This window comes from Nonomuraea lactucae (assembly GCF_003313395.1).
Taxonomy (GTDB): Bacteria; Actinomycetota; Actinomycetes; order Streptosporangiales; family Streptosporangiaceae; genus Nonomuraea; species Nonomuraea lactucae.
Genome location: NZ_QNFZ01000990.1, coordinates 1 through 11894 on the forward strand (window position 1 = coordinate 1; position 11894 = coordinate 11894).

Annotated in this window: 8 protein-coding genes; 4 read left to right on the top strand and 4 right to left on the bottom strand. The window is 72.7% G+C overall.

The annotated features are described in order from the left end of the window. Positions 1 to 156: 156 nt before the first annotated feature. Entirely contained in the window at positions 157 to 1845 is a 1689-nt protein-coding gene (treS, locus tag DQW85_RS35405; protein ID WP_113704112.1) for a maltose alpha-D-glucosyltransferase, read from the bottom strand. Between the two features lie 266 nt (positions 1846 to 2111). After that, positions 2112 to 3746 carry an asparagine synthetase B family protein gene (locus DQW85_RS35410; RefSeq protein ID WP_113704113.1) on the bottom strand — a complete coding sequence of 545 codons (1635 nt, stop codon included), beginning with the start codon at positions 3744 to 3746 and terminating at the stop codon, positions 2112 to 2114. 70 nt (positions 3747 to 3816) lie between these two features. Between DQW85_RS35410 and DQW85_RS35415 the strand changes: the two genes are divergently transcribed. The 4 genes from DQW85_RS35415 to DQW85_RS35430 all read left to right on the top strand — a co-directional run bounded on the left by DQW85_RS35415 (position 3817) and on the right by DQW85_RS35430 (position 9139). After that, a complete protein-coding gene (locus tag DQW85_RS35415; RefSeq protein ID WP_240197645.1) occupies positions 3817 to 5673 on the top strand; it encodes a glycosyltransferase family A protein in 1857 nt (618 codons plus the stop codon). A gap of 43 nt (positions 5674 to 5716) precedes the next feature. After that, positions 5717 to 6346: an anticodon-binding protein gene (locus tag DQW85_RS35420; protein WP_113704114.1), complete on the top strand. Its 630-nt coding sequence runs from the start codon at positions 5717 to 5719 to the stop codon at positions 6344 to 6346. Positions 6347 to 6470: 124 nt separating this feature from the next. Further along, on the top strand, positions 6471 to 7853 hold the full coding sequence (gene lysA, locus DQW85_RS35425) for a diaminopimelate decarboxylase (protein ID WP_113704115.1): 1383 nt from the start codon (positions 6471 to 6473) through the stop codon (positions 7851 to 7853). Next, positions 7850 to 9139, top strand: a complete 1290-nt coding sequence (locus DQW85_RS35430) for a homoserine dehydrogenase (protein WP_240197646.1) — start codon at positions 7850 to 7852, stop codon at positions 9137 to 9139. The genes lysA and DQW85_RS35430 overlap by 4 nt, the downstream gene beginning before the upstream one ends. A 14-nt stretch (positions 9140 to 9153) precedes the next feature. Here DQW85_RS35430 and DQW85_RS35435 read toward each other — a convergent pair whose 3' ends face one another. Together DQW85_RS35435 and DQW85_RS35440 are read right to left on the bottom strand one after the other, a co-directional pair. Next, positions 9154 to 10944, bottom strand: a complete 1791-nt coding sequence (locus DQW85_RS35435; protein ID WP_162795639.1) for a glycosyltransferase family 2 protein — start codon at positions 10942 to 10944, stop codon at positions 9154 to 9156. 29 nt (positions 10945 to 10973) lie between these two features. Continuing rightward, the coding region (locus tag DQW85_RS35440; RefSeq protein ID WP_162795640.1) for a glycosyltransferase family 2 protein at positions 10974 to 11894 on the bottom strand (921 nt) is incomplete at its 5' end.

Sequence of the window (11894 nt, forward strand, 5' to 3'; positions counted from 1 at the left end):
ACTCTGGCGCTCGCCGTGCTCGCCGCCGTCGGGGCGGCGCTCGCCGTCGCGCTCATCCCCGCCCGCCGGGCGGCCCGCGCCCAGGTGCCGGTCACCTCACGCTGAACCAAGGGGCGGTGCCCGCCGGTGGGGCCGGCACCGCCCGGACTCGATCGGTCAGGGCTTGAGCGCGAACCAGTAGAACCCGTGGCCCGGCAGCGTCAGCAGGTAGGGGGTCTCGCCGATCTCCGGGAAACGCACCCCGCCGCGCGCCTCGACCGGCGTCATCCCGGCGAAGCGGCGCAGGTCGAGCTCCACGGGCTGCGGGAACTTCGACAGGTTGTTCACGCACAGCATCACGTCGTCGCGGTCCTCCCGGATGAAGGTCAGGACGCACGTGTTGGACGACCACATCTCCGTGTAGGCGCCCGTGCCGAACACCGGGTGGTTGCGGCGGATCTCCAGCATGCGGCGGGTGAAGTGGAGCAGCGAGCCCCCGTGCTTCTGCTGCGCCTCGACGTTGACCGACTGGTAGCCGTAGATGGGGTCCATGACGGCCGGCAGGTAGAGCCGCCCCGGGTCGGCCGCCGAGAACCCCGCGTTGCGGTCGGGGCTCCACTGCATCGGCGTGCGCACCGCGTCGCGGTCCTCCAGCCAGATGTTGTCGCCCATGCCGATCTCGTCGCCGTAGTACATGACCGGCGAGCCCGGCAGGCTCAGCAGGAGGGCGGTGAACAGCTCGATCCGGTCGCGGTCGTTGTCGAGCAGCGGCGCGAGGCGGCGCCGGATGCCCAGGTAGGCCCGCATCCGCGGGTCCTTGGCGTACTCGGCGTGCATGTAGTCGCGCTCCTCCTCCGTCACCGTCTCGAGCGTCAGCTCGTCGTGGTTGCGCAGGAAGATGCCCCACTGGCACTTGTCGGGCAGCTTGGGGGTGCGGGACATGATCTCGGAGATCGGCTCGCGGGTCTCCTTCCTGACCGCCATGTAGATGCGCGGCATCAGCGGGAAGTGGAAGGCCATGTGGCACTCGTCGCCGCCCGTGGTGGGGTCGCCGAAGTACTCGACGACGTCCTCGGGCCAGCCGTTGGCCTCGGCCAGCAGCACCCGGTCGGGGTAGAGGCGGTCGACCTCGGCGCGGATCTTCTTCAGGTAGGCGTGCGTCTCGGGCAGCCCGCTGCAACTGGTGCCCTCCCGCTCGAACAGGTAGGGCACCGCGTCCAGCCGGAACCCGTCGATGCCGAGGTCCAGCCAGAACCTCAGCACCTCGATCATGGCCTCCTGCACGGCCGGATTGTCGTAGTTGAGGTCCGGCTGGTGGTGGAAGAAGCGGTGCCAGTAGTACTGCTTGCGCACCGGGTCGTAGGTCCAGTTGGACTCCTCGGCGCCGACGAAGATGATCGGCGCGTCGGGATAGCCGGTCGGCTCGTCGGACCACACGTAGAAGTCGCCGTAGGGCCCCTCGGGATCGTGCCGGGAGGCCTGGAACCAGGGATGCTTGTCGCTCGTGTGGTTCATCACCAGGTCGGTGATGATGCGCAGGCCGCGCTCGTGGGCCGCCTCCACCAACTGCACGAAGTCACCGAGGTCCCCGAAGTCGGGAAGGATCTTCATGTAGTCGGAGATGTCGTAGCCGCCGTCACGCAGCGGCGACTCGTACAAGGGCAGCAGCCACAGGCAGTCGACGCCCAGCCACTCCAGATAGTCGAGCCTCTCGACCAGGCCCCGGAGGTCTCCGGTGCCGTCGCCGTTGGAGTCCTTGAACCCCCGTACGAGAATCTCGTAGAACACCGCCCGCTTGTACCACGAGGGATCCTCGGAGACGAAGTCTTCGGAGATCGGCTCCGGCGATGGGGATGCGTTGATCATAGGTCGCTCACAGAAGGAGATGTGGGCAGGACGGAGTCACCGGTTCCCCGGCGTTGTCATCTGGTGACCGCGCCGCCTGGGGTCGTCATCCCTGCGATCCCCATGCCCTTGACGGGACCGGATTTGTGATCCGGTGGTTCCCGCTCGATGCGGCGCTTACGGCCCGAACACTACCAGCCCGTTGGCTTTCCGGAACCCGCTTGTGCTGTGCATCTTGTCGTACCCCGGAGATCGCTGCGTAATCGTCCCGTTACCCGTAGTTCATTTTAGAACGGCAGCGACACGTCCGGCAGGTCGTTCTCGAAGTCGCTCAGCCAGAGCCCGAAGAGGACCAGCCCGCGCACCCAGAAGCGGTCGTTCCAGCCGTTGAACCGGGTGAGGGCGTCGGGGCCGTCCCGCAGCACCTCGTGCAGCTCCTCCGACAGAAGCCCCGGCACCCGCTCGGCCACGACGCGGAGCGTCTGGTGCGCGTACACGCGCGCGGGAGCGGCCGTGGAGCGCAGCGGGACCCTCCGCAGCGGCTGCTTGACCACGTTCGTGGACGGCAGCGCGGCGACGCGCGGGTCGGCGGCGTGGAGCAGCTCGCGGTAGAAGCGGCCCTTGTCCTTGCGGGCCACGCCGACAGACAGCGCCGCGTCGAAGAAGGCGGGATGGATGAACGGCGCCGCGAACGACGCCTCGGGGCCGACGAGGTTGACCGCCGAGCGGGCGATGCCCCGCACGGTGCGCGTGTGCAGCACCGACAGCGGCAGCTCGGCCCGGTGCCCGTGGAGCATCGAGGTGGCGGCGCCGAACTGCTCCCTGACGGCCTGCTCGGTCCACGCCAGCGCCCGGGGTGACAGGAACGGCTGCGACGGAGCGCCCAGGCTGAGGGAGCTCAGCACCGCGGCCGACCGCTCGGCCTGCGAGGTGGCCTCCAGCGCCGCGCCGCTCACCATGAAGTTCTTCAGCAGCGGCCCGCCCGCGAGACCGTCGACCAGCACCCGGCCGGCCCGGTGCACCTCCTTGGCGAACGGCGCGTACCAGGCGTGGTGGGGCGTCAGGTATTCGAGCCTGCGCGCCACCTCCTGCGCGTCGCCCGGATAGTCGGCCGGGTCCTGGGTGATCACGCGGTGGTGGACGCCCAGCTCCCGCGTGATGGCCCGGGCGAACGCGATGTCGGTGTCGGTGCCGTCGTCGGGGCTGGTGGTCCACGACTCCACGTCGGCGCCGCCGGCCACGGCGACCGAGCACAGCAGCCGCGAGTCGTAGCCGCCGCTGACCGGCACCAGCAGCCTTCGCCCCTCGTAGTCCTTGTAGACCTCGCGCAGGATCTCCAGCAGCTCGGCCGGGCTGGTCCACGTCTCGTACGGCTCGGTGCGCAGCCAGCGCGGCAGCCTGCGCTCGGTCTTCAGCCTGCCCTGCTCGAACACCAGGGCGCTGGAGCCCGGCAGCCGCTTGACGGCCGTGTAGGGGGTGGCGTCGCCCAGCGGGAAGGTCACCTGGATGATCGACGCCCAGGCCGCCCAGTCGATCTCGGCGGGCACGAGCCCCAGCAGCGGCTGGATCAGCGACGAGAAGTAGACCGCCTCGCCCAGCCGCGCGTAGTAGACGTCGACGAGCCCGAGGGCCCCCGCGTGCAGGGTGACGCGCTCGCCGTCGCCGACCAGGCCCGGCGTCTCGTACGTCTCCGCGACCGCCATCCAGGCGTCGAGGCCGGGCGGCTTGCGCTCGCCCCAGGAGAACGCGAACGACCCCCCGGCGCGGTGGTAGGGCGGCAGCGGCGCCGAGCTGAACAGCGCGGCCCCATCGGTCTGGAGCGCGGGCCTGACCCGCGGGCCCGCCGCGGTCAGCTTGCCCAGGAGGACGGTGTCGATCCGGCCGAGAGCGCCGCAGACGTATGGCCGCACATTGAACTGCACCGGATCTCATCCCTTCGAGACGCTTCCCGGTGAAGAGTATCCTTTGCCGGGCTAGGAATCGGAGGTGCCGGTGAGCACTGAGCTGGAGAGCACGAGGCGCGCGCTGCGTGATGCGATCGCCCAGGCCGAGCATGCGGCCGAGCTTGCCAGGCTGCTGGACGACGCGCAGGAGAGGCTCGCCGAGGCCGAGCGGAGCGCCGACGAGGCCAAGGTGCTCGCCGAGCGGCTGGCCGACGCCGAGGAGCGGCTGGAGGACGAGCGCGCCGCCGCCGAGAAGCTGCGCAAGGAGCTGGCCGAGCAGCGCTACCAGGCCGAGGTGGCCAACTGGAAGCTCTCCTCCATCAAGGTGGCCCGCTGGAGCCGCCTCGGCGACGCCATCAAGAGCGGCAAGAGCAATCCGCTGCTCCTGGCCAAGGGCCTCAAGGGCGCGGCCAAGCCGGTCAAGCGGCCCTCCGCGCCCAAGCGCAGGCCCGTGGCGGCCAAGCAGGCCCAGCAGGCAAGGGACGAGCGGCCGGGCGCCGCCTTCCAGGCCACCACCTCCACCCGGACCCTGGAGGGCGCCTCCTTCAAGCTCAAGCCGTACCGGGTGCCCACCGGGCCCAACACGCGCCCGCACCTGACTGCCGCGGTGATCGCCGACCCCCACGTCGAGGCGCTGCTGCGCTACGAGTGGCGGCAGACGACCGGGTTCACGCCGCGCGACTTCGCCAGGGTGCTGCCGCTGGAGGTGCCCCACCTGCTGGTCGTCGAGTCCGTCACGCGGGGGCCGTGGGCGGAGGAGATCACCGGCGAGCCCGGCGAGGGCCTCAGGGCGCTGCTCGCCTGGTGCGCCGATCGCGGCATCCGCACGGTGTTCTGGCACACGCAGGGCGACGCGGCCGGCTACGCCGCCGCGTCCGCGCTGTTCGAGCACCGCTTCAGCACCGACCCGGCCACCGGCTGGCCGCGCCTGTCCTTCGGCGTCCAGCCGCGCGTGCACAACCCGATCCCGCTGTCGGGCGGCCGGATCGACCGCGTGCTCACGCTCGACCAGCTGCTGCCCGGCCACCTCACCTACCCCGACGTGCTCACCTCCTACCGCTGGCCCGGGGCCGTGCGGTGCCCGGCGGGCACCCCGCCGTGGCGGCTGGCCGAGCTCGCGGCGTGCGGCACCTCCATCGGCGACGAGCCCGACTCGCGCCGCGCGCACGTCGCCCTGCGCCGCGCCTACAACAGCGGCACCATGACCGAGCGGATCGACGAGCTGCTGGAGACCATCGGCCTGCCCGGAGCCCGCGCCACGCTCGACGTGTCGGTGCTGCTCACCGTGCCCGACCGCTCGCTGCTGGAGCACGCGCTGGCCCAGATCGCGCGGCAGTCCGCGCCGGTGTCGCAGCTGGTCCTGTTCGGCACCCCCGACGCCGAGCTCCGCGCCCGCGACGTCGTGCCTGACGTCGAGGTGGTCTTCCGCGACCTCGACTCCTCGCTGTCCACCGGTGAGACGCTCAACCGGGGGCTCGACCTGTGCGAGGCCGACCTGGTGGCCGTCATGGACCCGCGAGACGTCTACGGCACGCACTACCTCGCCGACCTGAGCAGGGCCTTCCTGTTCAGCACGGCCGACATCGTGGGCAAGGCGGCCTACTACGCCCACCTGCGCAAGCCGCAGGCCACGCTGCTCAAGCAGCCGGACGCCGAATACACCTACCTCCCGGAGATCGCCGGGGCGACGCTGCTGGCCCGCCGCAACGCGCTGCGGCAGATCGGCTTCGCCGACCTCACCGAGGGGTGGGACGACGTGCTCATGCGGCGGTGCCGCGCCGACGGGGTGAAGGTGTTCTCGGCCGACAGGTTCGGCTACGTGCGCGTGCGCGACGAGGACAGGTGGCTGCTGGGGGCCGCCCACCTGGTCGAGTACGGCTCCGCCGAGCCGCACGCGCTCATCTGACCAGGCGGGCGGGGTGCGGGTCGGGTCGGCGTAGGGTCGGGGCATGAGGCCTGGGCGGCTCGCCGAGGTGCTGGGGGAGCCGCCGGCGCCGGAGGGCACGTGGGAGCGGGAGGCGGTCTACGTCTCGGCGGCGGCGCTGCGCCGCGGCGTGCCCGCTGAGGAGATGGTGGAGCGGCTGCGGCCGGTGAGCGGGGTCTCGGCCGTGGAGGCGCGGCCCAACGGGTTCCTGCGGGTCGTCGTCGAGACGCCCGGAGAGCTGGTGGAGGAGATCGAGCCGCTGCGCCTGCCGGATCCCTGGCCCGACTTCCCGCGTACGTGGGACAACCCGGGGTTCGTGGTCCGCTACGCGCACGCGCGGGCGGCGGCCGTATGGCGGTGGGCGCGCGACCTGGGAGTCCCCGCGACGGGATTCCGGCCCGAACTGCTCGACGACCCCTGCCACCGGGCCGTGCTCCGGGTGCTGGCCGAGCTGCCGGGGCGGCTGGCGCCGCCGGGCCGGGCAGCTCCGGGCTGGGAGGCGTTCCAGGTGCGGTTGGCGACGGCCTACCACGACGCCCACGAGCTGGCGCCGGCCGTACCCGTGGGAGACCAGGGACCGTCGCCCGTCCACGTGGCGCGCGTGCGGCTGGCGCGGGCCGTGCACGACGTGCTCGCCGGCCCCGAACGGATCTGAGCGATCACAAAATATCCGGCAAAGAGGTTAACAAGCGTTAAAATATCCCTGCAATGCGCGTGATCGTGTCTCGATACGTGAGCAGCGGGTCCAGAGGAACGACGCGTCAGATAGCCTCGTTCGGGTGAGTCGATTCGCCCATCCCGCAGGGGACCGGCATGCCGAGATGCTGCCCCACGAGCGGCCCCCGCTGCCGCCCGCCGACCTCAACCGGATCAACCCCGCGATCTGGCCCCGAACGTCCGGCCGGGCCGATGGCGCGCTCACGATCGGCGGCGTCGACGTCCGCGACCTCGCCCGCGACCACGGCACGCCGCTGTTCGTGCTCGACGAGCACGACGTGCGCTCGCGCATGCGCGACTACGCCACGGCGTTCGCCGGGTCCGACGTCCACTACGCCGGCAAGGCGTTCCTGTGCAAGGAGGTCGTCCGCTGGCTGGCCGAGGAGGGCCTCGGCCTCGACGTGGCCAGCGGCGGCGAGCTGGCCGTGGCGCTCAGCGTCGGCTTCCCGCCCGAGCGCGTCACCATGCACGGCAACAACAAGTCCGTCGCGGAGCTGACCCGGGCGCTGGAGGCGGGGGTCGGGCACATCGTGGTCGACTCCTTCGAGGAGATCGCCCGGCTCGGGTTCCTCGCCGACAAGCACGGCAAGCGGCCCAAGGTGATGATCCGGGTCACGACCGGCGTCGAGGCGCACACGCACGAGTTCATCGCCACGGCGCACGACGACCAGAAGTTCGGCCTGTCGCTCGGCTCGGGCGCCGCCGCCGAGGCCGCACACCGGATCCTCGAGATGCCGTCGCTGGAGCTCGTCGGCCTCCACTCCCACATCGGCTCCCAGATCGTCGACACGGCCGGGTTCGAGGTGGCCGCGCGCCGCCTGGCCACGCTGCTCGTGCAGATCAAGGACCAGCACGGCGTGGTGCTGCCCGAGCTCGACCTCGGCGGCGGCTACGGCATCGCGTACGTCGACGACGACGAGGCCCCCGACATCAAGCGCATCGCCGACGGCCTGAGCGAGATCGTCACCAAGGTCTGCGCCGACGCCGGGCTGCCCGTGCCCAGGCTGACCGTGGAGCCCGGCCGCACCATCGTCGGCCCCGGCGGCGTCACCCTCTACGAGGTGGGCACCGTCAAGGACGTCGAGGGGCTGCGCACCTACGTCAGCGTCGACGGCGGCATGAGCGACAACGTACGCACCGCGCTCTACGGCGCCGAATACACGACCGTGCTGGCCAGCCGCGACAGCCAGGCCGAGCCGATGCTCAGCCGCGTCGTCGGCAAGCACTGCGAGAGCGGCGACATCATCGTGCGCGACTGCTTCCTGCCCGCCGACCTCGCGCCCGGCGACCTGCTCGCCGTCGGCGCCACCGGCGCCTACTGCCGCTCGCTGGCGAGCAACTACAACTACCTGCCCAGGCCCGCCGTGGTCGCCGTCCGCGACGGGCAGGCCCGCGTGATCGTGCGGGGCGAGACCGAGGACGACCTGTTGAGGGGGCAGCTGTGAAACCGCTGAAGGTGGCTCTGCTGGGCTGCGGCGTCGTCGGCTCGCAGGTGATCCGCCTCGTCCACGAGCAGCACGACGACCTGGCGGCCCGCATCGGCGCGCCGCTGGAGATCGCCGGGGTCGCGGTGCGCCGCCTCGGCCGCAAGCGCGACGTCAGCGTGGACCCGGCGCTGTTCACCACCGACGCCGAGGCCCTGGTCACCCGCGACGACGTCGACATCGTCATCGAGGTCATCGGCGGCATCGAGCCCGCCCGTTCGCTGATCGTCGCCGCCCTTTCGCGCGGCAAGTCGGTCGTCACCGCCAACAAGGCGCTGCTCGCCGAGGACGGCGCCACCCTGCACGAGACCGCCCGGGCGGGCGACGGCGACCTCTATTTCGAGGCCAGCGTCGCCGGCGCGATCCCGCTGCTTCGGCCGCTGCGCGAGTCGCTGGCGGGCGACCACGTCCAGCGGGTGCTCGGCATCGTCAACGGCACCACCAACTACATCCTCGACAAGATGGACTCCACGGGCGCGTCGTTCACCGACGCCCTGGAGGAGGCCCAGTCGCTGGGCTACGCCGAGGCCGACCCCACGGCAGACGTCGAGGGGTTCGACGCCGCCGCCAAGGCCGCCATCCTGGCCGGGCTGGCCTTCCACAGCCGGGTGACCGCCGCCGAGGTGCACCGCGAGGGCATCACCGAGATCACCGCCACCGACGTGGCGTCGGCCAAGGCGATGGGCTACGTCATCAAGCTGCTGGCCATCTGCGCCCGCTCCGACGACGGCCGCTCCATCGGGGTGCGGGTGCACCCGGCGATGATCCCGCGCACCCATCCGCTGGCCGGGGTCCGCGAGGCGTACAACGCGGTCTTCGTGGAGGCGGAGTCGGCCGGGCAGCTGATGTTCTACGGCAAGGGGGCGGGCGGCGCGCCGACGGCCTCGGCGGTGCTCGGCGACCTGGTGGCGGTGGCCCGCAACCGGCTTGCCCGGACCCGCGGGCCCGAGGAGTCCACCTACGCCTCGCTGCCGGTGCACCCGATGGGCGACACGGTCACCCGGTGCCACGTGGCGCTGGACGTGGCCGACAAGCCGGGCGTGCTGGCGAGGGTGGCCGACCTGTTCGCCAAGCACGACGTGTCGATCCAGACCGTGCGCCAGGAGGGGCACGGGGACGACGCCCAGCTTGTCATCGTCAGCCACCGGGCCACGGACGCGGCGCTCACGGCCACGATGGAGGGGCTGCGCGAGCTCGACATCGTCCGCGCGGTGGCCAGCGTGATGCGCGTGGAGGGCGACGAGTAGCACCGGAAGCGCGGTCAGGGGTCCGGGAAGGCGAGGCCGCGGACCCGGCGCACGGCTCGTCTGAGGATCGTGCGCTCCCGCGCGCGGGCCAGGCGCACCGCCTCCCTGCGCCAGGTCTCGGCCTTCTCCCGCCACCGGGCGGCTGCCCGCTCGCTCCTGCCCGCCTGCCTGCGGAGCTGCGCGACCTCGGCACGCAGGGCGGCGGTGCGCTTGCGCAGCAGGGTGATCTCCCTCTGGTGCCGCGCGGCCAGCCGCTCGGCCTCTCCGGGCGGGCGCCTGCGCGGCGGGTAGACGGGCGGCCTGCGGGTGAAACCCCACTCCGCGCCGTCCAGCCATTCGAGGCCGAAGAGCTCGTCCAGGACGTCGTCCGGGTGCTCGCCCGGCTCCGCCACCAGGGCGGCCCGCGACAGGGCGGAGGTGCGTTCCAGGCGGGCCACCACGACGCCCGCCGCCGTCCCCTCCACTGTCTCCTCCACTGTCTCCTCCGGGGTCTCCTCCAGGGCCAGGCACAGGACGCCGCCGTCGTGCTCCTCCAGCCGCCCGACCAGGCGCTCCACGGTGTCGCGCGCCACGACCCAGCCCGGCGGCACCAGCAGGCGGAAGGGAGCCACGACCGGGGTGCCGGCAGGGGGCCGGCCGGGGTCGCCCGCGGGCTCCCAGGGGGCGGCGTCGGTCAGCCGGACGCGCGGATCGTGCGCGAACGTGGCGTGGACCAGGCGCAGGTCAAGGTCCGGGTCCCGGAGGGGAGAGCGGCGGCCGGCGTCGAGCGACGCCCACGGCCCCGTGACGGTGACCCTGATGTCCGGAACGCCTCCGGCCAGAAGCGCGTCGACCGTGGCCCGGACGTCCTCGTAGGAGCCGGCGGGCACGCGGGCGTCCACGTACGGCACCCGCCACTGCCGGCCCGCGTCCGCGCGCAGGTAGCGGCGGTAGGGCACCCGGTCGGCGACGTACGGGTCGTTGAACCGTTTCAACCCGGCCACGTCGCGCATGGCCGTCGGGAGGCCGACGTGCCAGGCCCGCGAGTCGGGGTCGGGCACGAAGACGGCGCCCGCCTGGGTGAGCCGGTAGCCCAGTTCGGTGTCCTCCGCCAGCACCAGCGACGTGTCCAGCCCGCCGATCGACCGGAGCAGCGCGGCCGGGTAGGCGGCGGTGGCGCCGACGTGGACCCGGCCGGCCAGCGAGCTCGGCGCGGCGCGCAGGCCGTCGTGATCGTCAATGATCTTCTCCGCCCAGTCGTGGCGGAGCGGGGAGAGCGGGAAGAGGCTTCCCTCCTCCCCGTCCCGTACGGCCGCGCGCACCCGGGCAGGCGACGGCAGGCGATCCCCGGAGGTGAAGTCGATCCAGCCAAGCGTCACCAGGTACGGGGCGAGATGGTGCCAGCGGAGCTGCGCCTCGACGTGCCCGCGATGCGGCACCATGTCGGCGTCCAGCACGAAGACGACCTCGCCGGTGGCTGCCTCGATGCCCGCCTGCAGAGCGTGGGCGCGTCCCCAGCCGCCGGGCGGGCCGCTCATCAGCCGGGTCCGGGCGGGGGTGATCTCCGGCAGGCGCAGGGGGACCGCGCTGCCGTCGTCCACCACGACGACGTCCGTCAGGCCGGCCGGGTACGTCTGCGCCGCGAGCGCCGCGAGGGTGAGGTCGAGGGTCTCCTGGCGGCCGTGGGCGGGGATGACGACCGTCACGGTCAGCGTGGGCGTCCAGCCGCCGAGCGGTGGCGGGCTCAGCCCGCCGAAGTCCTGATGCCGGACTCGATGCGCGCGGGCTCTCGCCACCTGGGGTTGCGGGACGGGCGGTCCCGTCACGCCGCGGGGCGTGGGGCGGTGGCCGGTGGTCACGGTGCGCGGCCCCCGTTCAGCTCCATGAGGGCGTTCGGGCGGAAGCCGCGCCACTGGCGCCTGTTGCGGCGCAGGAACGTGCCGATCGGCTCCCGCCAGGTGTGGTCGGCCGCCGGGCCGCGGCGCAGGATGTAGCCGAGCCCGTGCGTGCGGTAGATCTGGCCACCCGCCGCCTGGAGGGCCTCCTGGAACTGGGTGTCCACCGACCGCCGCAGCGGCCTGAACCCGCCCACCGCCTGGAACGCCGATCGCTCCACCAGGATCGTGCCGCCCGCGACGAAGCTGGTGATCTGCTCGGTGATCTGGCTGCGGTGGACCGTGACGCCGATCGACGCCAGGTACACGAACTCGGGCACGGTGCCCACCACCTGCGCGCCCGAGTAGGAGTGGGCCAGCAGCAGGTCGGACAGGAAGTCGGGGCCGTACCAGTCGTCATCGTCCATCTTGAGCAGGAACGAGCCCGACGCCCTCGCGGCGGCGTTGTTCAGGACCTCGCCGAAGATCTGCTGCCCGTCGGCCTCGTACACGGTCAGCGGGCCGTCGAAGGCCGCGACGGCGGCCGTCACCTCGGGATGGTCCCGCGACACGCCGTGCAGGGCCAGGACGACCTCCAGCCGCGCGCCGCGCTGGCGGGCGACCTGGCCGAGGGCGAAGCCGGCCATGCCGGCCCGGCGGGTGGCGAGCAGGACCGAGGTCAGCGGGGGAGCGGGGGCGGGGGCGCCGAGCTGTTCCCAGCGGGCGGCCACGCCGTGGGTGCGCAGCGCCTCGCGGCGCAGCCGGACGCTGTGCACCTCGCGCGCCAGCTCGTCCGAGAGGTCGGGACGCTCCGTCAGCAGATCGATCAGCCCGTCGCCCAGGCCGTGCGCCCAGCGCGGCACCGTGTCCGCGACCAGCGGCACCCCGGCCGCCGCCAGGCC